The sequence below is a fragment of the Vibrio sp. Vb0888 genome (genome assembly GCF_033338835.1).
Taxonomy (GTDB): Bacteria; Pseudomonadota; Gammaproteobacteria; order Enterobacterales; family Vibrionaceae; genus Vibrio; species Vibrio alginolyticus.
Genome location: NZ_JAWOTL010000005.1, coordinates 155944 through 179598, shown reverse-complemented (window position 1 = coordinate 179598; position 23655 = coordinate 155944). Strand labels below are relative to the sequence as shown.

Genomic DNA, 23655 nt, shown 5'->3' with positions numbered 1-23655 from the left:
CCTTCTTATGATACGAGTTTAGCAGTTAGGCGAGCTTGCCAACTGTATGGAAGTAACGAGATAAAACGTAAAATACTGGTAAATCTCGCCGGGAAATAGATATAGGTCTTGTTGGCGGCTAACTGCTTCCTGATAGAGTCCGACGCTTGCTGAGTAGAAATGATCATTGGCATTTCGAAGTCGTTTTTGTCAGTCAACGGCGTTTCAACAAAACCAGGAAACACCGTTACCACTTTGATCCCTTTCTTTTTCAAGTCGACGGCGAGCGTGCGTGCAAAATAACTGACTGCCGCTTTGGATGCGCCGTAAGCTTCAGCACGAGGCAATGCCACTTCTGATGCGATAGAGCCAACAATAACAATGCGGTGCCCTCTCTCTAAATGCACTTGGCAGCCTTCAACGCAGTTGGCAACACCGACAACATTTACGTTCATCACACGCGCCATGAGTTTCGCGTCGACCACTCCCTCATCCATGTACTCACAATCGCCTGCGTTAAAAACCCATGTGTTTGGCGTAAATGGCAAATTAGAGAGCGCCTGCTGAGTTTCCTCATAATTTGTCACATCAAACTGCAATGTATGAATTTTGGAGGAAACTGCCTCCAGTTCTGCAAGAACATCTTGATTCCGACCACAAGCAATCACATTCCATTCTGAGTTCGCGTAATCTAGGGCAAGCTGCCTTCCTATTCCGGAGGTGGCGCCTGTGATTAAGATGGTGTTGTTCATTGTCCTAACCTCTGCTTGATGGTTTTAACGACTGAACCAAGTAACGGTAAATGCTCATAGAGCATCTCTCCGAGATCAAAATAGTCTCGGTGATAAATGACCTGACCTTCGCTAAATTTGAGGTGCGAAACACCATTGACGAGAATAGGCGCACCCTTCTGAAGTTTGGGATGCTGAAGGTCCATTGTCCAAGTTAGGAAGCCTGTATCTCCGACTTGTTGATGCTCATGGATTACAAAATCACAACTGATGACGTTGGCATATAATGAGGTGAAATAATCCGAAAGTGCTGGCCATCCTTCTAAACGATGCGCTGCGTCCTCAAATACTACATCTTGGTGATATATATCCTTAAGCAGATGTAAGTTCGCTTTGTTGAGCTTTTGATAGATATTGCCAACAGACTGTATGTCCATTTTTTACTCCTACACGCCCATTAAGTTGTACAAAATTATTATATGTACAAGATAGTTCATTCCACCAAAGTTGTACAAAAATAATTTTGTATAACTTTATTTCTGTAAGTAGTACGTGATGAAGTTCGCACGCGATCAATCGGCGAAAAAAAAGGCTTGGTCAAAACCAAGCCTTTTCAGCAAATTAACAATTATTTAAGTAGACACAGTTAGTATTGCTGGCCTCGCAACGCTGCAATACGTTTATCTAGCGGAGGGTGACTCATTAGTAGCTCAGTCAGCGACTGCTTACCGTTGATACCAAATGCCATCATGGTGCCATCCAGTTGAGATTCATGACTCACCTTCAAACGCTCTAGAGCCGCAATCATTTTTTCTTTGCCAACGAGGCGCGCTGCACCTGCGTCCGCGTGGAATTCGCGATGACGGCTGTACCACATAGTCAAGAAGCTAGCTAGGAAACCAAATACCAGTTCAAGCACCATGGATACGCCAAAGTAAACCATCATATTTGTACCTTGGCCTTCTTCATCATCGTTCGATGCCACAATATTAGCAATAAAGCGTGATAGGAAGATAACAAACGTGTTCACGACACCTTGCATCAACGTAATCGTGACCATATCACCATTTGCAATATGGCTCACTTCGTGTGCAAGTACTGCCTCTGCCTCATCACGAGTCATATTGTGTAAAAGACCAGTAGAAACTGCGACAAGAGAGTCATCTCGTTTTGCACCTGTCGCAAATGCATTGATATCTGGTGAATCATAAATAGCCACCGTTGGCATACCAATACCCACTTGTTGAGCTTGACGACCCACAGTTTCGACTAACCAATGCTCCGTTTCGTTGCGCGGGCTTTCAATGACCATACCACCAACCGAGCGTAGCGCCATACCCTTTGACATCATCAACGAAATAAATGCGCCACCAAAACCAAATACAGCAGCCATTACAAGTAAACCTGACAGACTGCCTGGTTGCATTCCAGTTACAGCGTAAACAATATTCAGAACAACACTAAGCACTAGCACGACAGCTAGGTTAGTTGCTAGGAATAACATAATTCGCTTCATTACTTTTCTCCGAGGAAGCTTATCGTTTTTTTAAAACGGATTGTTATAAGGAACAAATGGTAATCGCTATAAAAGCCAATTCCGTTGATTTTCATGTTCCGTGCGTTATAGATATAGTCTATCCGCGATAAAAACAAGGTTAAGCAATAAATTGCAACATTTGTTTTCGGGACTGAAATATTTGATTCAAGCGATTTCAAAACATGCTTTGGTAGGAGCTGGAACCTCCGTTCATATACATTTATCAAAATGATAAAATAAGCTCTGAGCTACCCATCATCTATTGATAGATGATCTTGGTGTTAAATCTATCACCTCTTAGCAACTTAGCTAGAAATTTTTTAATAGACCAAAAACAGTACGTTAGCTCTGCTATAGACTTTGGTCTTATTGTGCGGCTACATGGACATGCTAAATTCGAATGAGATGAACAAAACAGAGCCACTCTAAGTACATTGCAAAAAGTGCATTGGGTGAGCTCAAAAACTCCATGTATTGAGGGAAAAACCATGGTAGAAACTAACGACTATCAAATGGCTATTGATTTACTACGTTGTCACCTAGGCATCTCAGAGGACGAGGCAAAGCAACAACTTGGTATTTCAACCGATCATCATATGTCTCAGCGTGTTGCAGAAACACAACAAGCATTGATGGGGCTCAGCCAAGATAAGTAATCTGACTTTTTAGGTTACACCAACAAGAAAGGGCTGCATTGCGCAGCCCTTTGGTTTTTTAGTCTTTTATCCTAAACACCATTAGTCAGTGTTTAGCAACGGCTCTACATTAATGTACTTGCCTAGCTCTTTGCGTTTAGCACTTGGAATATATGGAATTTCCCCAAGCTTAGGTGCATCGATACGTGCTTCTAGCATCTCGATAATGTCAGCGTAGTGCTCTGTGCCTGGGTTGACGCGGTTTGCCACCCAGCCAACAAGATTCAAACCATCCGCTTTAATACTCTCCGCTGTGAGTAAAGCGTGGCTCAAGCAGCCTAATTTAATGCCAACCACCAGTACAACAGGTAACTGCTCTTCTTTTACCCATGTAGATAAACAGTCCGTATCGGATACTGGCACACGCCAGCCTCCAGCACCTTCAACGAGAACAACATCGGCTTGCTGCTTATGTTGAGCCAGTTTTTGACTCAGAACATCGTAACTTATTTCGACATGTTCATGCTTCGCTGCAATGTGGGGAGAAGCAGGCAACTCTAAAGCGTATGGGTTCACATCATCATAGGCCACATCGAGTGTTGCGGCGTCTTGTAAGTGTAAAGCATCAGAGTTACGCCATCCGGCTTCAGTCTTGTCACTCCCTGCTGCCACTGGCTTATAACCAATAGTGTTTAGTCCTTTTGCAGCGATCGCTTGCAAAATGGCTTTAGACGCTACCGTCTTTCCAACATCAGTATCCGTACCAGCAATAAAAAAAGCATCAATCATAGATGTATTACTCCAAAACAAACCTGATAACTTGCAGGTAGAAGACCTTGATCGTTTTTAAACGCTTGGTACGCATGCTCAACTTTTAACAAAGTCTCGCGACTAGTTAAACCGTGTGAGCGCCCGCTTACGTGATTTGCACCTATACCTTTGAGGTCACGCATAACTGAAAATGCAGAGTCGTACCAAACTGTGATGGTGGTCAAGTCTAGTTGATGGCTGTCACATCGAGATTGCGCTAACGCAATTTTTACCTGATTGAGCGTTAGAAAGTTATTGACGTGTTGATATGCATCAATTTTTTCCCATGATGCACGCAGCTCATACAGTGATCCATCAACCAGTGTAGAGAACCACGCTTTCCCACCATTTTTTAGCACGCGGCGCACTTCTTTTAGTGGGTAACTTAAATCTGTACACCATTGCAGCGCTAAACTTGAAAACACGTAATCGAAGCTATCATCGTCAAATGGTAAGTTTTCAGCATCAGCAACTTGGTAATGCATTCGTACTGCACCACAACGCTGCTCTGCTTTATCTAACATGGCTTGAGAGATATCGCCGCAGACTACTTCCGCACCGCGTTGTTGAAGTAGTTGGGAGAAATAACCCGTGCCACAACCTAAATCCAATACACGTTTTCCCGTCAAGTTTTCAGGAAGTTTATCAAGCAGCTGATGCCCGACATCACGTTGAAAAGCCGCATGTTTATCGTATGTTTCTGCTGCTTTACCAAACGAAGAGGCAATCGCGTCTTTATCTTGATGGAGACTCTCTAACGCGAGCGTTTGCGCTAATGCGGTAGTTGCATTATCCATTACAGCGCTCCTAATGCTTGCTTCAATGCGATTGAAAGCGTTTTAACTTGTTCATTAGTGTGATTGGCAGTGAGTGTGATTCGAAGACGAGACGTTCCTTTAGGCACCGTCGGAGGGCGAATAGCAGTCACCCAAATACCGTTTTGGCGACAAGCTCCTGCTACTCGCAAAGCCAATTCAGATTCACCAATCAAAAAGGGCTTAATCGAAGTTTGAGTCTCAACAAACCCCTCAAGGTCGCTAAGACTATCTCGATATACTTCACTAAGCTCAGAGAGCTTTTCACGTCGCCAAGACTGCTCTTGAACCATCGAGACTGCATGAGTCAACGCATACGCTTGTGCTGGCGGTATCGCCGTGGAATACACATGGTGACGAGCAAACTGAGTTAAAAAGTCCCCCGTTGCGTGGTCACATAAAATAGCTGCGCCAGACGTACCAAACGCTTTACCGAAGGTAACGACCAATAACTCAGGCTTAACCGCGGCAAGCTCGCAAGAGCCACCACCGGATTGACCAAGAACGCCAATACCATGAGCGTCATCGACAGCAAACCAAGCATCATGACTGCGAGTGACTTCAGCTATATCACTGAGCGGCGCACAGTCGCCGTCCATGCTGAATACCCCTTCAGTCACAACTAGGTGGTTGTCTTCGCTATTAATCAGCGACTTTAGGTGCTCGATGTCATTGTGTTTGAAGCGCTTCATCTTAGCTGGTGACAACGCCCCCGCTTCCATCAGTGAGGCATGGTTCAAACGGTCTTGGATCAATACGTCTGATTTTTCCAACAAGGTGAACAACAAGGCTTGATTAGCACTGAATCCAGAACCAAACAGAATTGCTCTGTCGTAACCCAACCATTCGGTCAGTGCGGCTTCTAAATTGCTGTGCGCGGCACTAAAGCCAGTCACCATCGGTGATGCTCCACTGCCACTACCATATACGCTTAAACCTTGCTGCCAAGCCCGAACAAGCGCTTGGTCATTAGCCAATCCCAAATAATCATTACTTGAGAAATTAATGTAGCGTCTACCTTCGTGTTCCAAAACGGACTGGTTACCGGCAAACACCACATTCATAGAACGATTCAACCCTTGCGTTTTACGCTCAGCAAGGGCGGACTCGATACGAGATTTAAACGCTGGCATCGTAGAAAAGGTCGTCTTTTGTCGGACGGGCAGCAACGCGCTCTACGACGCGATCGAGTAACTCGTTTTCTTCGATTTCATCAGGCTTTTGAGACACCTCTTGGCTGTTAATACCGAGCTTGTTGAACAGCATCATGTCTTTGTCTTCAGAAGGGTTTGGCGTGGTCAGAAGCTTGCAGCCATAGAAAACGGAGTTTGCACCCGCCATAAAACACAGCGCTTGCATTTGTTCGTTCATGTTTTCACGGCCAGCGGATAAACGAACGGCTGATTGAGGCATCATGATTCGTGCAATCGCAATCAGGCGAATGAAATCGAAAGGCTCAACATCATCCACTTCTTCCAGTGGTGTCCCCTTTACCTTCACGAGCATGTTGATTGGAACGCTTTCAGGGTGTACCGGTAAGTTAGCCAATTCAACCAACAAACCAGCTCGGTCGTTAGCACTTTCACCCATGCCGATGATGCCACCGGAACAAATCTTCATGCCAGCATCACGAACGTGAGACAAAGTATCTAAACGGTCTTGGTAAGTACGTGTGGTAATGATGTTGCCGTAAAATTCAGGTGAGGTATCTAGGTTGTGGTTGTAGTAATCCAGACCTGCGGTTGCCAATTGCTTTGCTTGATCTGGCGTCAACATGCCTAATGTCATACACGTTTCTAAACCCATGCCCTTCACGCCTTTGATCATGTCGGTCAAATGTGGCATGTCACGCTCTTTCGGGTTTTTCCATGCTGCGCCCATACAGAATCGAGTAGAACCAGCATTTTTGGCTTTTTGCGCAGCATCGAGTACGCGTTCTACTTCCATCAGACGCTCTTTTTCGATGTCTGTGGTGTAACGAGCACTCTGAGGACAGTACTTACAATCTTCTGGACAAGCACCTGTCTTAATCGACAGAAGCGTGCTTACTTGAACATGGTTGGTTTGTTGATATTGACGATGTACAAGCTGCGCTTCGAATAGGAGATCCATGAATGGTTTTTCCATGAGATCGCGCACTTCAGCATGCGTCCAGTTATGACGAACTTCCACGTGTATTCCTTTAGTCACTTTTGTTGTTGTGTTGACAGTCTACTGAGTCTCGATAAACTGTCAACACAACACAAAAGAGCAAAGTTTACACCTGTTTATTTTTTAACCTCAATTACTATTGGAATCGCACATGGATCTCGCCTTCGACCGCCAGCATATCTGGCATCCTTACACTTCTACATTGACACCTCTGACCTGCTACCCAGTGGCATCGGCAAATGGTGTGCACATTAAATTGGAAGATGGTACTGAGCTGGTCGATGGCATGTCTTCTTGGTGGTCGACGATCCACGGCTATAACCATCCGCACTTAAATCAAGCCGCTCACCAGCAAATCGATAAGGTCTCTCACGTGATGTTTGGCGGGATTACCCACCAGCCAGCAATCAGTTTGTGTAAGAAGTTGCTATCCCTAGCACCAAGTAATCTTGAACATGTATTCCTTGCCGATTCAGGCTCTGTTGCCGTAGAAGTCAGCTTAAAAATGGCACTTCAATATTGGCATGCAAAAGGCGAACGCCGACCGAAGTTTCTTACTTTGCGACACGGTTATCACGGCGATACGTTTGCGGCGATGTCGGTCACCGATCCTGACAACTCAATGCACTCTCTCTACAAAGGCTTTTTGCCTGAGCATATCTTTGCGGAGTCACCAACTTGTGGTTATTGGGATGAATGGAAGCCAGAAGACCTTACCGACTTCGAGCACAAGATTGAGACGCACCATCAAGAACTTGCTGCGGTGATCCTTGAGCCTATCGTTCAAGGCGCAGGTGGCATGCGTATCTACCATCCAGAATTTCTCAAAGGCGTGCGTAGACTTTGCGACAAATACGGTCTGTTATTGATTGCAGATGAGATCGCTACCGGTTTTGGACGCACAGGTAAATTGTTTGCCTGCGAACATGCGGATATTCAACCAGACATTCTGTGTGTCGGGAAAGCACTTACTGGCGGCTACATGACCCTCTCTGCGACCCTCGCGAGCAAACACGTAGCAGACACTGTTTGTGGTGGTGATGCTGGTTGTTTTATGCACGGTCCAACCTTTATGGGGAATCCACTCGCTTGTGCCGTAGCTACTGCAAGTTTGGAATTGATCGAGCAAGGTGATTGGAAGCAACAAACCCAACAAATTGAAACGCTGTTTTCTGAGTTACTACCAAAACTTGAAGAATACGACTTGGTGAAAAACACCCGTTGGTTGGGTGCTATTGGCGTAGTGGAGACGCTTCGCCCTGTGAATATGGAAACCATCCAAGCCTTGTTTGTTGAACACGGAGTGTGGATTCGTCCATTTGACAAACTGATTTATATGATGCCGCCGTTCATCAGCAAGCCAGAAGATATTGAGAAGCTAGTTAACGGGATTGATGCAGCGTTGCAACGTAAAGACTGCTTCGCTTCATAGTTCCATTCAATACGAAAACGGTTTGAGTATGAGACTCAAACCGTCTCGTTATTTATTAGAGCAGTAAAGCTATCGAAGTTGACTGTCTTTACTCGCTCGTCGATTGAACAATGCTTGGCGTTGAGATACCAATTCGATTGTTGACTGACATTCGATACACAAACGAACGCCTTTCATTGCAAGACGACGCGCTTCTGGGATCTCATCACCACACTCATCGCAGTAATGGGTGCTCTCACCCTTTGTGATACTGCCACGAACACGGGAAATCTCGTCGTCTATTGTGTTTTGAATTTGTTGGCTGACGCTATCGTCGTTTGCCCACCCTACGGCCATAAGCCCTCCTCGTTACTTGAATGAGAAAATCTACTTACCGTGGTAAGGTGGATGATTATATCGATTACAAATAACAAGATAATTAGGGTAAATTCGAAAACACTATTGCAGCTTAGTAATAATCAATTTTCACTCGACGCAGATAACAAAAAACCCAGCACTAAGGCTGGGTTTTGGTGTTCTAGTGGTTAATGAATTAACCGATGTGCGTTGCGCCCGCCATGTACTTCTGAAGTACTGTAGGGATTGCAATACGGCCGTCTGCTTCTTGGTTGTTTTCTAGGATAGCAACCATTGTACGACCTACAGCTAGACCAGAACCGTTTAGCGTGTGTACAAGCTCAGGTTTCTTCTCGCCTTTACGACGGAAACGCGCTTGCATACGACGAGCTTGGAAGTCCCACATGTTAGAACATGAAGAGATTTCACGGTAAGTTTCTTGAGCAGGAACCCAAACTTCTAGGTCGTAAGTCTTACGAGCGCCGAAGCCCATGTCACCTGTACATAGAACCACTTTACGGTAAGGAAGCTCAAGAAGTTGTAGAACTTTCTCAGCGTGACCTGTTAGCTCTTCTAGTGCGTTCATTGAATCTTCTGGCTTAGTGATTTGTACTAGCTCAACTTTGTCGAACTGGTGCATACGAATCAAACCACGAGTATCACGACCGTAAGAACCTGCTTCTGAACGGAAACATGGCGTGTGAGCTGTCATCTTAATTGGTAGATCCGCTTCGTCAGAAATCGTGTCACGAACTAGGTTCGTTACAGGTACTTCTGCAGTAGGGATTAGAGACAGTTTACGTGGCTCTTCGTCGTTTACTTTTTCTACTAGCGGCTCAGTGTGGAAAAGATCTTTACCAAACTTAGGAAGCTGACCAGTACCGAATAGGCTGTCAGAGTTTACTAGGTAAGGTACGTACATTTCTGTGTAGCCGTGCTCTTCAGTGTGAAGATCCAGCATGAACTGAGCGATTGCACGGTGTAGACGAGCAAATTGGCCTTTCATCACGATGAAACGTGCGCCAGTGATCTTAACTGCACTTGCGAAGTCTAGACCGTCGCCCATTTCGCCTAGGTCAACGTGATCTTTCAGTTCGAAGTCGTAAGACTTTGGCTCACCCCAACGAGAGATTTCAACGTTGTCGTTTTCATCTTTGCCATCTGGCACTTCATCTGCTGGGATGTTTGGTACAGAAAGCGTGAATTCGTCTAGTTGAGCCATTACTTGCTCAAGTTCAACTTTCTTCGCATCAAGATCGCTACCTAGCGTACCGATTTGTTTCTTGATCTCTTCTGCGCCTTCTTTGTCGCCAGCCGCCATTTTTTGGCCGATTTGCTTGGAGATGGAGTTACGCGTGGATTGTAAATTTTCTACTTCTACTTGAATGGACTTACGTTGTTCTTCAAGTTTACGAATAGTATCTACGTCTAGCTTAAAGCCACGACGCGCCAGTTTAGCAGCTGTTTCATCCAGCTCTGTACGAAGTAATTTAGAATCCAGCATTGTTAATCCTATGCTTTTTGTTGTGAAATCACGCGCACTTTCCAAGCGTACGCGTTAAAAAAATTTACTGAACAAATGTATCCAAAAACGCCTACTTTTCATAGCGCTTTTGTGGGCTATTTGCGTCTAAAGTAGCCAAGTAATCTAACTTTTCGCCGATTTTGGTCTCTAGACCACGATTTGTCGGCTGATAGTACCTACGATCGTCCATTTCAGGCGGCAAATATTGCTCACCGGCTGCGTAAGCACCAGGCTCATCGTGAGCATAACGATATTCAGCCCCAAAACCCATGTCTTTCATCAAACTGGTTGGCGCATTTCGAAGGTGATGCGGCACTTCATATTCAGGTAAGTTATGAGCGTCCGTTAGCGCTTGTTTCCAAGCAACGTAAACGGCATTACTCTTTGGAGCGCACGCGAGATAAACAATAGCTTGAGCAATCGCACGTTCACCTTCTGCTGGACCAACGCGCGTAAAACAGTCCCACGCGGAGAGTGCCACTTGCATGGCTCTAGGGTCCGCATTGCCGACATCTTCCGATGCTATCGCAAGTAATCGACGGGCAATGTAAAGAGGATCACATCCCGCTGCAATCATACGTGCAGCCCAGTAAAGCGCAGCGTCCGGGTTTGAACCACGAATGGATTTGTGGACCGCAGAGATTAAGTCGTACCAGATATCACCTTTGTTATCGAAGCGAGAGACTTTCTCCCCTGCCACTTCAGCCAGCAACTTAAGCGTGATCTCTTTTTCACCTTGCGCATTGTCTTCTGCCATGTCGTAGAGCAGCTCAAGATAATTGAGAGACATGCGAGCATCACCGTTTACCAGTTCTGCTAGGCGGTCTAATACGTTATCAGCGAAGTGTGCAGGTGTATTGCCCAAGCCACGCTCTTTGTCACTGATCGCTTGGTTCAGCGCCAGTGAGATTTCATCTCTATCAAGAGACGTCAGCTTGTAGACACGTGCACGTGACAGCAATGCGTTGTTTAACTCAAACGATGGGTTTTCTGTCGTCGCACCAATAAAGGTAACCGTGCCATCTTCGATATGCGGTAAAAACGCGTCTTGTTGAGATTTGTTGAAGCGATGCACCTCATCCACAAATAAGATGGTGCGGCGGCCCGCCATTTTGTTCTCACGTGCTTTCTCGATTGCAGCACGGATTTCTTTCACACCAGACGTTACCGCAGACACACGCTCTACTTCAGCATTGGCATAGTTTGCAGCCACTTCCGCTAATGTCGTTTTGCCTGTGCCTGGTGGTCCCCAAAGGATCATAGAGTGAATGTGACCCGCCTCTAGCGCACGGCGCAGTGGCTTACCGGGGCCTAAAATGTGCTGCTGTCCGATGTATTGTTCGATCGTTTCCGGTCTCATACGAGCAGCAAGGGGACGAAAATCTTCGTCCCCCGAGAAATCTAATGTGTAATTACTCACTACCAATTAATTCCTTTGGTCATCCACTTCCACACCTTTTGGAATTGTGAATGTGAATCTGTCTGCTTTTGGTTTACCCAGCTTCACGTTGTTAAAGGTGAACAAACCTTTTTGACCGTCTTGCTCAACCACGTTGAAGCCTTTCACCACACCTTTGGCATCAATATTAATCTGGAATTGACCTTGTGTGGAGTCTACTGCGGTAGGAATGAGAGTGAACTGGTCACCTTTTTGAGATATTTTGTAGTTATTCCAATCACTTGCTCGGTTACGCGTTAGCAAAACAAATGGCGTTTGCTCTGTTGCTTGCTCTTGCCAGTAGATGCTCACTTGCTCGATGAATGGGCTGTAGTACCACAATGTCTTACCGTCAGAGACCAATAGGTTCTCATCGGGGAATGTTGTACTCCAACGGAACAGGCTTGGGCGAGCGATTTCAACCGTACCTTCTCCTTCCATCACCGTTTCGCCTTCAGGGCTGATAACCTGCTGAGAGAAATCCGCACTGAAGCCATCATTCATAGAAAGGCGTTTGTTTAATTCATCTTTAGGAGATGCTGCGTGTGCGGTAGAAAAGAGGGAAAAGCTTAAAACAAGCGCAGAGAAAAGTTTCGCTGAAAATAGTTTTTTCATTCAGATACCTATTATTAGAACCACTCACCTCAGTTGGACTGAGGTGAGTAACACAAGTTCATTAATCTTTTGGTGGCGCAGGTGCCAGTACTTCACGGTTACCATTATGACCCGGAGCACTTACGATGCCCTGCGCTTCAAGCTGCTCTACAATACGGGCGGCACGGTTGTAACCTATCTTAAATCGGCGCTGAACACCGGAAACCGAACCTCGACGTGATTGAACCACGTGCTCAACAACTTGATCGAAGAGCGGGTCTACATCTTCATCCGCTTCCATTTGCTCACCTGGCAATAGACTTTCTGGAGTTTGATCTCCACTGATGATCTCTTCAATGTAGTTCGGTTTACCACGCGCTTTCCAGTTGTTTACAACAGCATGAACATCATCATCTGATGCAAATGCACCGTGAACACGAGTTGTATGACTTGATCCCGGCGGTAGATACAACATATCACCCATACCAAGTAGTGATTCTGCGCCGCCTTGATCTAGGATTGTACGAGAGTCCGTTTTAGTCGATACCGTAAACGCAACACGAGTTGGAATGTTCGCTTTAATTAGACCGGTAATAACATCAACCGATGGACGCTGAGTCGCAAGAATTAAGTGAATACCTGCCGCGCGCGCTTTTTGCGCCAAGCGAGCAATCAGTTCTTCAACTTTCTTACCTACCACCATCATCAGGTCAGCAAATTCGTCAACAACAACGACGATGTAAGGCAGCTTTTCTAGCAATGGCGGTTCAGTATCCATGCTGTCGCCTTCCTGCCAGAACGGGTCATGGATTGGGTGGCCCGCTTCTGCTGCCATCTTCAATTTTTCGTTGAAGCCCTTCACATTACGTACACCTAATGCCGACATCAATTTGTAACGACGTTCCATCTCGCCCACACACCAACGTAGAGCGTTTGATGCGTCTTTCATATCAGTCACAACTTCAGAAAGAAGATGAGGGATACCTTCATAAATAGAAAGCTCTAGCATTTTCGGGTCAATCATGATGAAGCGTACATCTTCTGGGCCTGCTTTATACAGCATGCTCAAAATCATCACGTTCACACCCACCGACTTACCAGAACCTGTTGTACCTGCTACTAGCACGTGAGGCATCTTCGCAAGATCGGCCACCACAGCTTCACCCGCAATGTCTTGACCTAACACAACCGTTGTTGGTGACGTTGCTTGCTCAAACTGAGGGCTACTGATGACATCAGATAAATAGACCGTCTGACGACTCATGTTTGGCAGTTCCAAACCGATGTAAGGCTTGCCAGGGATTACTTCCACGACACGTACCGCCATCGCAGACAATGCACGCGCTAAGTCAGTTGAAAGACCAGAAATACGACTTACTTTCACCCCCGGCGCCAAATCAAGCTCAAAACGAGTGATCACTGGACCAGGATAAATACCAACCACATCGGCTTTGATTTTGTAGTCAGCGAGTTTGCTCTCTACCAATCGAGCGACCTGCTCTAACGCATCACGGTCGATAAAGTTATCACGTTTTTCTGGATGATAAAGCAACTCGAGCGTTGGGAGTGGCTCTTCCGGAACTGGCAAGTTTTCTTCTTTCTGTACCAAAAATGGGTTCTGTGTTGCAGCGACTTTGGCTTGCGCATTGGAAACCATATCTTGGAATGCGGTAACGTCTTGGTCGTTGTCTTGGACCTCTTCTACCTCCACTTTTTGAGGTGCAGGTTCAAATGTTGTTGAAGGTGTTGCAACTTGCTGATGAGGCGTTGTTGGCTGTACTTGCTGCGCAGGCTGAGACTCCACTTCGTCTTCATCATCTAACACATCAAAGTCAGAGATCGTAGGCTCAATATGTTGGCTCGATTCCGTTTGCGCCGTGATGCTATCTAATACAGCAGAATCAATTGCAGGCTCTTCATGTACAGGATGCTCAATACTTGGCTGCTGTACTTGCTCTGCTTCAAATTGTTCGTACTCCGCATAATCTGGTTCAACACTGATCGGTTCTTCTGTAGCTGTATGTTGCTCGACATAGGAAGAATAAGTGTCTGCAAATGATGGGGTAGCCTGTTCTTCAGTTCCCCAGTCATCTGCTTGTTGCGCCGCTGCTTCAAGCTCCTCTATCGTAACATTCAGTTGCTTGGTGCGTTCCAAGAGCGGATCAACGTTATCAGTGTTAACCGTATGGATAGGTTGTATTTTAGGCTCAGGTTCAGAATAAACTGGCGCAGCATTAACCGTAGCCTTGCGTTGTGGTGGAGTCGGTTCTACCATCGCCTGTTCCGCAGGCTTATCAGGTTTCGCTTGCGGCATATAAATAGGATACTCATGCGCTGGCGCCGACTCTTTCGGTTCATCGACATCGTACGCCGTTAAATGAGGAAGCGGCTCATCATCAATTTCATGGTCTACATTATGTTTAGGCGTAGAGACTTTATCTTCTACAAACTCATCAAGCTGAGGTTCTAAAACTTCCTGCTCTGAACCTCTTGCCTTATTTGCAAGCGCGGCGATTAGTGCTAATGCACGATCACCAAGCCATTCCACGATGTTAAGCCATGAGATGCCAGTGAAGAGCGTAAAGCCCGCTCCCCACAAGAACAGCAGTACCAATGTGGTACCGAGTACATTTAATGTAGGTAAAGCGAGGCTAGACAACACATCCCCGACCACACCTCCGGATGAAAAATACCAAATGTCATCAAAATTAATATCGGCAAGACCGCAACTGGTCATAATAAGGACTACAAGACCGAGCAGCCTTGTACCCCATAGCATGAAATCAATGGGCTCATCTTCTCCTCGTTTACGGCAAATCACCCATGCAGCCGCCGCTAGCAAGAAAGGGATTGGGTAAGCGAGAGAGCCAAATGTGAAGAATAGAGTATCGGCTAGCCAAGCGCCGAAAAGGCCACCAGCATTATCGATATCCCCTCCCCATGCGGTTTGGGACCAAGAAGGATCGGCCGGACTGAAGGTAAATAGTGCAACCGCAAGCAATACCGAGCTAAGAACGCCAACGATAAAGCAGCACTCTTTTAAGCGTTGGAAGCCATTTAAGCGTGAAGACTGGGGCTCTTCACTGGTTTTGATAATGGTTTCGACTTTCTTTGCGTTCTCTTTGAACATAAATCAACTTGAATATGGAAATGAAATAGGAAATTGCAAAACATTCCGAGCGGCATCAAGCCGCTCGGTAAATTGATTTAACCATATCAAGGAGAAAAACCCAATTACTCTCTGGCGAAAGCGGAAGCATATACCGCTTTCTTTGCAAGAAATTAACGAGTTTTGATCACAAGCTGGTTAGATTGTTTCACTTCTTCCATAACAACGTATGTGCGAGTGTCATTTACGCCAGGTAGACGTAGTAACGTATCGCCCAATAGTCGGCGGTAAGCACCCATATCTGATACACGGGTTTTAAGAAGATAGTCAAAGTCACCTGAAACAAGATGACACTCTTGTATGTCGTCTAGCTTTTGAACAGCTGAGTTAAACTGCTCAAACACATCCGGCGCACCACGGTTTAGCGTAATCTCAACGAATACTAATAGTGATGCATCCAGGAACTGCGGATTCAATAATGCAGTATACCCTGTGATATAACCCTGACGCTCTAAGCGACGTACACGCTCCAAACATGGCGTTGGAGAAAGTCCCACACGTTTTGAAAGCTCAACGTTTGAAATACGACCGTCTTTCTGCAGCTCATTAAGAATGTTGCGGTCGATACGGTCTAGTTCCTTGGACGGCTTTTTATAGTTGTCTGCCATTTTTTATTCCACCTTATTACTTCCTTGCAAAAAAATATACTACAACTTTTTAATATTTGGTGCCAAATTTTACAAATCTATAACTATACTAGTTATTAATTCGACAATAACACCCTACTAACAGTTAATACAACCATTATAGAAAGAGGATACAGGATGATCATTGGCGTACCTAAGGAAATCAAGAATCACGAATATCGTGTTGGTATGATCCCAGCTAGCGTGAGAGAACTCATCTCACATGGTCACCAAGTTTTAGTTGAGACCAATGCAGGTGCCGGCATTGGTTTTTCAGACGATGATTACATCGCTGTCGGCGCATCCATTCTCCCTCATGCTGCTGACGTATTTGCGCAAGCAGACATGATTGTAAAAGTAAAAGAACCCCAAGCAGTAGAGAGAGCAATGCTCCGCGAAGGGCAAATTTTATTTACTTATTTACACCTAGCACCAGATTTTCCACAAACTGATGAGCTAATCAAGAGCAAAGCTGTCTGTATAGCCTATGAGACTGTAACAGATAATATGGGTCGTTTGCCACTGTTAGCACCAATGTCAGAAGTGGCAGGTCGGATGTCTATCCAAGCTGGCGCGCAAACGTTGGAAAAATCGCACGGCGGTCGTGGTCTACTCCTAGGCGGCGTACCTGGTGTTGAACCTGCAAAAGTCGTTATCGTTGGTGGTGGCGTTGTTGGTGCAAACGCTGCTCGTATGGCGGTTGGCCTTCGCGCTGACGTCACTATTCTAGACCGTAACGTAGACACACTTCGTAAGCTTGACGAAGAATTCCAAGGTCGCGCAAAAGTGGTTTATTCTACTGAAGACGCTATCGAGAAGCATGTTCTAGAAGCGGACCTTGTTATCGGTGCCGTTCTAATTCCTGGCGCAGCAGCACCTAAACTGGTCACTAAAGAGCACATTGCTAAGATGAAGCCTGGTGCGGCAGTGGTTGACGTGGCAATTGACCAAGGCGGTTGTTTCGAAACTTCGCACGCAACAACTCACGCAGATCCAACTTACATCGTTGATGAAGTGGTTCACTACTGTGTAGCAAATATGCCTGGCGCAGTTGCTCGCACTTCAACATTTGCACTCAACAACGCTACACTTCCATACATCGTGAAGTTAGCAAATAAAGGCTACCGCGAAGCACTTCTAGAAGATAAAGGCTTCCTTGAAGGTCTAAACGTTATTCACGGAAAAGTAACGTGTAAAGAAGTAGCAGAAAGCTTTGACTTGGAATACGTTGAACCAACTCAAGCTATCGCTATGTTTAATTAATGACAAAATAAAACATAACTTGTCACGTTTTGTTTACAAAAGCCCACTCATAAGTGGGCTTTTTCATATAGAGCGTTTGGCTATAAAGAATAACTAAATCTTATATGCACAAATTAAAATATTTCTAGGCGTGACCGATTTAGGGCAAAACTCTGACAATCTAACACGGTAACCACGTTCTTCAAGATAAAGCACTTTGTCTAATGCGAGCCAGATCTCCAACGGACGTTGAAAAACAAGTTGCACTAAGCTCATTCTCTCCATTTGCCAGAAGCGTTGTTCGCTTAACTTTTCAAAATGAGAGAAATCGATTTCTTGAGGAAGAACAATGCCTTTTTGCTCCGCTGCCCAGCGACATAAAGATTCAAAACCATCACTTAATTGCGACTTACGGATACTCGGCACAGGCTGATACTCTGCCATTCCCAAAGCTTGTCGCGTGATCAAATCAAACCCAAGACGAAACATCATTTCCTGCTGACGATGACGACGCACGCGCTCTCCTCCTGTCACCGTTTGTTGTAATGGGATACGCAGTTCTTGCTTAGACAATGAGAGAGAAGAAGCCCTGCCCGATTCCGACATCGGCTGGTATTGTTCCGACTGAATCAAGTGGTAACAACAAGGTGATATGGTCATCGCAGCAATCCCATTTTCACTGCCGTACTGCATTAGACGAACGTGAAGGTCACCGCATGCATGCAGTGCTACTGCGTGTTGCGTTGGCTTAAACACGGCTTTCGCTTTGCTATCAAACGCGTCGCCTTGAATAAACGTCATCTTCCAATGATGTTCATTGGCTGCTTGTTGTCCCGAATCGCACAGTGCTTGTTGGTATTCAAAGCTGGTTACAGGCTGATCGGTTTGCGCGGTCAGGATTCGCCCCAAGTAACCTTTACCTGAGCACCATTCTAGCCATTCTTCGCCACAGTGTTGTTGAATTGCAGCTTCACCCATCGAGCTAATTTGCTCCAACTTACGTCCCGGAATACCGTTATCTAAACCACGAGCGAGTTCCAAGCCGTTTAACGACAAAAGCTCTAAATGAGTCAGTTCTGCGAGTTGTTCAAGCTCAGGCAAAAACGGACTAAGTGCTTTTAACGCGAGTTCTGGTGCTGCTTTGTATTCTTCGATTTGAGAGGGAGTAAGAGACGCTAGCCATTGGCACAGTCGAGGATGTTGCTCCTGCCAAGGTAATGATGTGTGAATGCTGCTTTTAAAAGGCTCGAATCGCCACAAAGATTGGTTTTCGATTAAGCAGTCATTAATAAATTGAAATTGCGTTTTCATAGCTCCCCCTACAACGAGCGCATTGTAGAGGGAATCGAAACATCAATGAAGTGTTATCTCACTGGAAGCTCGATGTCTTTAAACATCTCTTCGATTTCTGCATTAGACTTCAACGAAATCGCCTGCTCAACCACTGGACGCGTTAAGTGCGGTGCAAAACGTTCCATAAAATCGAACATGTAAGAGCGTAAGAATGTACCACGGCGGAAGCCGATGCTCGTGGTGCTCGCGCCAAACAAATGGCTCGCATCTATTGCAACCAAGTCACCGTCCTGCTCTTCATCCACAGCCATGCTTGCAATCACACCCACACCAATACCCATACGAACGTAAGTTTTAATGACATCTGCATCAGTTGCAGTGAACACCACTCGCGGGGTTAAACCTTCGCGGTTGAATGCTGTATCCAGCTCTGAACGGCCAGTAAAACCGAACACGTAAGTGACTAATGGGTAAGCGGCAAGATCACTGATCGTTACTTTGTCTTTCTTCGCTAGTGGGTGGTCTTTAGGCACAACTATTGAACGATTCCAGTGATAACAAGGCAGCATGATGGCATCTTGATATAAGTGAAGCGCTTCTGTCGCAATCGCAAAATTCGCTGTGCCTTTAGCTATCGCCTCAGACATTTGTGACGGTGTACCTTGGTGCATGTGTAACGACACTTTTGGATAACGAGAAGTAAAACCTTTGATGACATCTGGCAGTGCATAACGAGCCTGCGTATGTGTCGTGGTGATATTCAGTGTCCCCATTTCTGGATGGGTGTGCTCTCCAGCCACCGCTTTGATACTTTCTACACGAGCGAGAATTTCTTGAGAGATACGTACAATTTCTTCTCCAGCTGGCGTCACTTGCGTTAAGTGCTTACCGCTACGTTCAAAAATCTGAATGCCTAACTCGTCTTCCAGCAACCGAACCTGTTTACTGATACCTGGCTGAGAGGTATATAAGCTTTCCGCCGTTGCAGATACATTCAGATTATGGTTTACAACCTCAACAATATACTTCAGCTGCTGCAGTTTCATCGTAATCCCTTACTTATTCATGAGAGAGTTTATTGGCCACTCAAGCGAGCGATATAATAATTAGTTATAACGCGTTCAAATCGAAATGAACAGCAATTTCTAACTTATACCTCAATCACATACTAATAATCTTCAAGCAAGAAACAATATGCACAAAGTTGAGCCAATAAATGACCGAAGTTCTATGATGTGACTTCTATCAGTAACTAAAACGTGGGAGAGACAAAATAATCAAACAAATAAGGTGCCGAGTAAGATAAGATTCATGTATTCTTTAACGCTAGCCGCAGAAAAGTAAAGCAGACGCAAAGATATGAATATTGGTTTAATAATCGCTTTGGTAGCCATCCTACTGGTGTTAATCCTAGGCTATAACATTATGTTGCAATATAAGGTTAAAGTTGAAACCGCAAAAAGGCAGGAATCAGCACGATATGTAGCCTTGATAGATGGTACTGAAGAGTTGATTGGTCATGCGCACCATATCCCTTTTAGTAAAGAGCTGTTGTTGTGTCTAAACAATCGCATTCTTGACGCGCTAGAGAGCATGCATGAGCTGGACCCGAAGAACAAGCAACTTGCTCAACGTATCGAAAATATGAAGCAGCAGATTACGCAGCTAAAAGAGAATGGCCCTACTGGCGAGAGTACCACTTTCAAGATGCCGAGTAGTGATAAACAAGCTATCGTCATGCTTAAGCTGGTTAAACGACTTCGCGACACTATCCGTAACGAGCACAACAAAGGCCGATTAGATACCCAGACCTACGTCACCGAAAATGCGCGCTTGGAAACGATGCAAATTCGCATCAACATTGAAAATGTCATCAAAAGAGCAAACGACTCTATCGCTCGTGGTCAACCAGGCACCGCGCTTCAACTGCTGCGTAAAGGTATCGATGCTTTGAGCACTAAGAGCGATCCTTATTCTATTCAAGCGAAACAAAAGCTTGAAGAGATGTTGGGTGACTTAGATAAAAAGCGCCAAGATAAAAGCGATGCTGAAATGCAGCAGATTGCTGACAAAGAGCGTGACAATGACATGGAAGCACTCTTCGGCGAGAAGAAAAAGTGGTAACATTCACTTCAGGTCAAGAAAGGCTGCAATTGCAGCCTTTTTTCTATCCGCAAGACAACGGATATGCCCAATAAAAATGTGAAGTACTAAAACTAAAATGATGAATCTAGACGCCTATCAAGATCTTCTTGCTCCCATTAACCAATTTCTGCAATGCAGTACACCTGATGAATGGGTAGAGGAAGCAAAGAAACCAGAGAACCTTCAAACCATTTTGTTAGACCACCTACTGTGCGAACTAAAAGCTGGCCAATCTGCCATGTTTTTAATTCGTAAGTATGCCGTTGATCAATCCAGTTCACATGCTCTACTTGACTGGTTTAAGCCCTACGAAGATTTTGCTTACCGTAACGTAGGCTCATTGGAAACTTTAAAAGGCAAGAGCAATATTTCTAAGGCAATCATGGCTAAGTCCGACTCACCATATAGCCAAGATTTGATCGATAAGATGGTGCTTTTGATAAAAGAGGAGTTACACCACTTTTATCAAGTTTTAGAGATCATGGAAAGTCGTGGAATTGAGTACAAAAATATTCCAGCAAGTCGTTATGCTAAAGGACTGATTTCGCATATGAAGACTCATGAGCCGGAAACGCTGATCGATAAACTCATCATTGGTGCGTACATCGAAGCTCGATCTTGTGAGCGTTTTGCCAAACTAGCACCACATATGGATGACGATATCGCAAAGTTCTACATTTCTTTATTACGTTCAGAAGCACGCCATTACCAGGATTATCTTGTATTAGCGGAGCAAATCGCAGGCAAAGATATCAGCGAGCGCATCGCCTACTTTGGACGTATAGAGGCAGATTTAATTTCTACGCCAGATACAGATTTTAAGTTTCACAGTGGTATCCCAGCCTAGCGAGCATATTCTCCCAAGGTTGAGCATACTCTGAACTTATATAGACAGAGAATAAATAAGCCGGACATTTCGTCCGGCTTATTTATTGTAGCAATGAGGTTAGGAATAAAGCTGAAACACAACAACTAGAGCTGGAATGAACCCATTCGAGTTTTCAAGTTGTGCGCTAGGCTACTAATCTGCTGACAAGCCACAGCCGTTTGTGAAGCTCCCTCAGCCATCTCTGTTGAAGCACTATTAATATGCTCCACACTGCGATTCAGCTCTTCGGATACAGAATTCTGCTCACTGCACGCCGTTGCGATTTGTGTGCTCATTTGCGCTATGTTATCGACAGAATGTTCAATTTCTTTTATCTGGCTATCAGCGTCATTAACTTGCTCAACACACTGAGAAATACCCTCCTGACAATCACGGCTTGAATGCCCTATTTTACTGCTGCTCTCTTGTAGCTGATTAACAATTTCCACAATTTGTGAAGTGGAGTCTTGAGTGCGTTGCGCCAGAGAACGAACCTCATCTGCCACAACAGCAAACCCACGTCCTTGTTCACCAGCCCGAGCGGCTTCAATTGCGGCGTTCAGTGCTAACAAGTTTGTTTGCTCGGCAATCCCGCGGATCACATCGACGACCACATTGATATTGTTTGAGCTCGATTCAAGCTCACGTGCCAGTTCATCTGATTCTTGGATCGTATGTGATACACGCTCAATTACTGCGATAGTTTGTTGTAACGTCGCCGTTCCTTGCTTTGCCACTTCCGCAGCCGAATAAGCAGAGGTTGCGCCAACTTCGGTATTTTGTGCCACTTCACTTACAGCAGCTTGCATCTCTGTCATCGCAGAAGCCACCGAGCTAAGTTCAATTTGTTGATTTTGCATACCAGAGGCGGTCTGAGAAGAAATAGCACTCACTTCCTCTACTGCTGCCGTTAGCTGAATCGTTGAGTCATTAATCTCAGAAACCAGCGAATGTAAGTTTGTTTGCATACCGACAAGCTCTTTAAGCAACGTTCCTAACTCGTCTTTGCTCAATTCACTTTCGTCGATTTGATTATTCAATTGACCCTTGGCGATTTTAGAAGCGAATTCCAATGCTCGATCAACAGGCCCGCAAATGACTCGAGAAAGCAGCATGGCAGACATTACCATGACCAATGCGACGACAAGCGCACCAACAGCAGCGCTGTATTGTGTAAATGCCGCTTCACTTTGTACTTCTTCACCAATCAAACTCACCAACTCATCGTTCAACGCGAGGGTATCATCCAAGCTGCTCAACGCTTTTGAGTAGGTATCGAAACTTGATAAAATTACATCATTTGCACTTTCAGCATCGCCTTGGCTTAGCAATACGTTGTAAGTCTTCGTTTCTTTGATGTATTGATTCCAAGTTTCTTTAAAAACGCTAAAGGACTGCGTTTCACGCTTATTAAGGTCGAGCTTTTCGTATTCTGCAATACCAGCCTGCACATCAGAACGCCATTGGTCGAGGCCTTTTAACCACTCACCAATTTTGGGGTGATTTGCGTTTGGCAATAAAGAGAACTCATCTTTACGCACTTTAGTAATATCAACTTGGATACCTTTCAAAATCGCAACAGAAGGTAAACTTTTATCTGTTAACACTGAAATGTCTTTATTCAGTGTTAACAAACCTTGCACCAACATTACTGACACTAAACCAAACACGGCAAAAACGGTTAAATAACTAACCGATATTTTCTTTACGACACTTAAGTCTTTAATACGCATGCACTTTCTCCCCGCAGCCTTTCCAAACCTCTCACTTAAGTGAAAGCTTAACCTCTAAAACACACTGTTTTTTGCGCTCGATATCATTGAACGCTCTTATATACATCGGCTTGAGAGATCAAATCTTGACCAGTAATTGATAGTTTTATCACATGCTATTTTAGAGATAGGCTCGCATGCTCCGTATTGTGTCTACATCTTTTCATGAGCGCTTCTCGGCGCAGATCCAAGATCTCATCGATGAGCTTTTCTTTCGCATTTATCCCAAAATGCTGGGCATAATTTTTTACTTTTGCTATCTCATTAGGTTGCAAGCGGTACACCTCTTTCTTTAAACGCGCTTCTGCTTCACTTCTAATCAAACCTTGCTCTTGTAACAATTTAATGATGGTTTCATCGGTTGGATTTACTGCTCTAGCCATGGTGCTCCATCTATCAATTTGAGTTCTAGCCATATAGCTAGATGAATGACGCCGCACAACTTATAGAGCAAAGATGACAGCTTGATTGCAGTGAATGCAATTCGTTGACTGTTGGTACTATTTTCCACCGCTTTAACGGCCACACACTCAATATCCCCATTCTCACCATTGAAT

At 45.0% G+C, this 23655-nt stretch carries 22 protein-coding genes; 5 read left to right on the top strand and 17 right to left on the bottom strand.

Annotated features, from left to right (window positions below):
• Positions 1-5: 5 nt before the first annotated feature.
• The 3 genes from R7P72_RS09800 to htpX form a co-directional block, all read right to left on the bottom strand.
• Positions 6-731, bottom strand: a complete 726-nt coding sequence (locus tag R7P72_RS09800; protein ID WP_047100788.1) for an SDR family oxidoreductase — start codon at positions 729-731, stop codon at positions 6-8.
• Positions 728-1147, bottom strand: coding sequence for a nuclear transport factor 2 family protein (locus R7P72_RS09795; protein WP_005378211.1), 420 nt, complete (start codon positions 1145-1147; stop codon positions 728-730). The genes R7P72_RS09800 and R7P72_RS09795 overlap by 4 nt, the downstream gene beginning before the upstream one ends.
• Before the next feature lie 209 nt (positions 1148-1356).
• A complete protein-coding gene (htpX, locus tag R7P72_RS09790) occupies positions 1357-2226 on the bottom strand; it encodes a protease HtpX (protein ID WP_213907077.1) in 870 nt (289 codons plus the stop codon).
• A 473-nt stretch (positions 2227-2699) separates the two neighbouring features.
• Between htpX and R7P72_RS09785 the strand changes: the two genes are divergently transcribed.
• Positions 2700-2903 (top strand): hypothetical protein, encoded by a 204-nt coding sequence (locus R7P72_RS09785; RefSeq protein WP_054575128.1) that lies wholly within the window; start codon positions 2700-2702, stop codon positions 2901-2903.
• A gap of 81 nt (positions 2904-2984) precedes the next feature.
• Here R7P72_RS09785 and bioD read toward each other — a convergent pair whose 3' ends face one another.
• From bioD to bioB, 4 genes are read right to left on the bottom strand one after another with little or no spacing between them, the layout of a single operon-like run.
• Positions 2985-3671 carry a dethiobiotin synthase gene (bioD, locus tag R7P72_RS09780; protein WP_005378217.1) on the bottom strand — a complete coding sequence of 229 codons (687 nt, stop codon included), beginning with the start codon at positions 3669-3671 and terminating at the stop codon, positions 2985-2987.
• Complete coding sequence (gene bioC, locus R7P72_RS09775) at positions 3668-4489, bottom strand: malonyl-ACP O-methyltransferase BioC (protein ID WP_005378220.1); 822 nt, start codon at positions 4487-4489, stop codon at positions 3668-3670. The genes bioD and bioC overlap by 4 nt, the downstream gene beginning before the upstream one ends.
• Positions 4489-5640: an 8-amino-7-oxononanoate synthase gene (bioF, locus tag R7P72_RS09770; RefSeq protein ID WP_053349495.1), complete on the bottom strand. Its 1152-nt coding sequence runs from the start codon at positions 5638-5640 to the stop codon at positions 4489-4491. The genes bioC and bioF overlap by 1 nt, the downstream gene beginning before the upstream one ends.
• A complete protein-coding gene (gene bioB / locus R7P72_RS09765) occupies positions 5627-6679 on the bottom strand; it encodes a biotin synthase BioB (RefSeq protein ID WP_005378222.1) in 1053 nt (350 codons plus the stop codon). Before bioB ends, bioF begins: the two co-directional genes overlap by 14 nt.
• Before the next feature lie 130 nt (positions 6680-6809).
• On the opposite strand from bioB, the gene bioA reads away from it, so the two are divergent.
• The gene (gene bioA, locus R7P72_RS09760; RefSeq protein ID WP_213907076.1) at positions 6810-8090 is read left to right on the top strand and encodes an adenosylmethionine--8-amino-7-oxononanoate transaminase; all 1281 of its coding nucleotides are present in this window, start codon (positions 6810-6812) and stop codon (positions 8088-8090) included.
• A gap of 69 nt (positions 8091-8159) precedes the next feature.
• On the opposite strand, the gene R7P72_RS09755 is transcribed toward bioA, so the two are convergent.
• From R7P72_RS09755 to lrp, 6 genes are all read right to left on the bottom strand, one after another.
• Positions 8160-8426 carry a DksA/TraR family C4-type zinc finger protein gene (locus R7P72_RS09755; protein WP_033905078.1) on the bottom strand — a complete coding sequence of 89 codons (267 nt, stop codon included), beginning with the start codon at positions 8424-8426 and terminating at the stop codon, positions 8160-8162.
• Positions 8427-8622: 196 nt separating this feature from the next.
• Positions 8623-9930 carry a serine--tRNA ligase gene (gene serS / locus R7P72_RS09750; RefSeq protein WP_005437179.1) on the bottom strand — a complete coding sequence of 436 codons (1308 nt, stop codon included), beginning with the start codon at positions 9928-9930 and terminating at the stop codon, positions 8623-8625.
• A gap of 91 nt (positions 9931-10021) precedes the next feature.
• On the bottom strand, positions 10022-11377 hold the full coding sequence (locus R7P72_RS09745; protein WP_250159047.1) for a replication-associated recombination protein A: 1356 nt from the start codon (positions 11375-11377) through the stop codon (positions 10022-10024).
• Complete coding sequence (gene lolA / locus R7P72_RS09740; protein ID WP_005388103.1) at positions 11378-12004, bottom strand: outer membrane lipoprotein chaperone LolA; 627 nt, start codon at positions 12002-12004, stop codon at positions 11378-11380.
• 61 nt (positions 12005-12065) lie between these two features.
• Positions 12066-15113, bottom strand: a complete 3048-nt coding sequence (locus tag R7P72_RS09735; RefSeq protein WP_062730708.1) for a DNA translocase FtsK 4TM domain-containing protein — start codon at positions 15111-15113, stop codon at positions 12066-12068.
• A gap of 152 nt (positions 15114-15265) precedes the next feature.
• A complete protein-coding gene (gene lrp, locus R7P72_RS09730; RefSeq protein ID WP_005378234.1) occupies positions 15266-15760 on the bottom strand; it encodes a leucine-responsive transcriptional regulator Lrp in 495 nt (164 codons plus the stop codon).
• A gap of 156 nt (positions 15761-15916) precedes the next feature.
• Between lrp and ald the strand changes: the two genes are divergently transcribed.
• Positions 15917-17041 (top strand): alanine dehydrogenase, encoded by a 1125-nt coding sequence (gene ald, locus R7P72_RS09725; protein WP_005378241.1) that lies wholly within the window; start codon positions 15917-15919, stop codon positions 17039-17041.
• 93 nt (positions 17042-17134) lie between these two features.
• On the opposite strand, the gene R7P72_RS09720 is transcribed toward ald, so the two are convergent.
• Both R7P72_RS09720 and cysB read right to left on the bottom strand, forming a co-directional pair.
• Complete coding sequence (locus R7P72_RS09720) at positions 17135-18331, bottom strand: methyltransferase (RefSeq protein ID WP_053349491.1); 1197 nt, start codon at positions 18329-18331, stop codon at positions 17135-17137.
• 53 nt (positions 18332-18384) lie between these two features.
• Complete coding sequence (cysB, locus tag R7P72_RS09715) at positions 18385-19359, bottom strand: HTH-type transcriptional regulator CysB (RefSeq protein ID WP_005388967.1); 975 nt, start codon at positions 19357-19359, stop codon at positions 18385-18387.
• A 313-nt stretch (positions 19360-19672) separates the two neighbouring features.
• Here cysB and R7P72_RS09710 point away from each other — a divergent pair, with 313 nt between their 5' ends.
• Both R7P72_RS09710 and miaE read left to right on the top strand, forming a co-directional pair.
• Entirely contained in the window at positions 19673-20437 is a 765-nt protein-coding gene (locus R7P72_RS09710) for a hypothetical protein (RefSeq protein WP_005378247.1), read from the top strand.
• Between the two features lie 97 nt (positions 20438-20534).
• Entirely contained in the window at positions 20535-21305 is a 771-nt protein-coding gene (miaE, locus tag R7P72_RS09705) for a tRNA isopentenyl-2-thiomethyl-A-37 hydroxylase MiaE (RefSeq protein WP_047100806.1), read from the top strand.
• Between the two features lie 125 nt (positions 21306-21430).
• Here the strand turns inward: miaE and R7P72_RS09700 are convergent, their stop codons facing one another.
• Both R7P72_RS09700 and R7P72_RS09695 read right to left on the bottom strand, forming a co-directional pair.
• A complete protein-coding gene (locus R7P72_RS09700; RefSeq protein ID WP_054575122.1) occupies positions 21431-23059 on the bottom strand; it encodes a methyl-accepting chemotaxis protein in 1629 nt (542 codons plus the stop codon).
• Between the two features lie 155 nt (positions 23060-23214).
• Entirely contained in the window at positions 23215-23481 is a 267-nt protein-coding gene (locus R7P72_RS09695) for a hypothetical protein (protein WP_017634954.1), read from the bottom strand.
• Between the last annotated feature and the right edge of the window lie 174 nt (positions 23482-23655).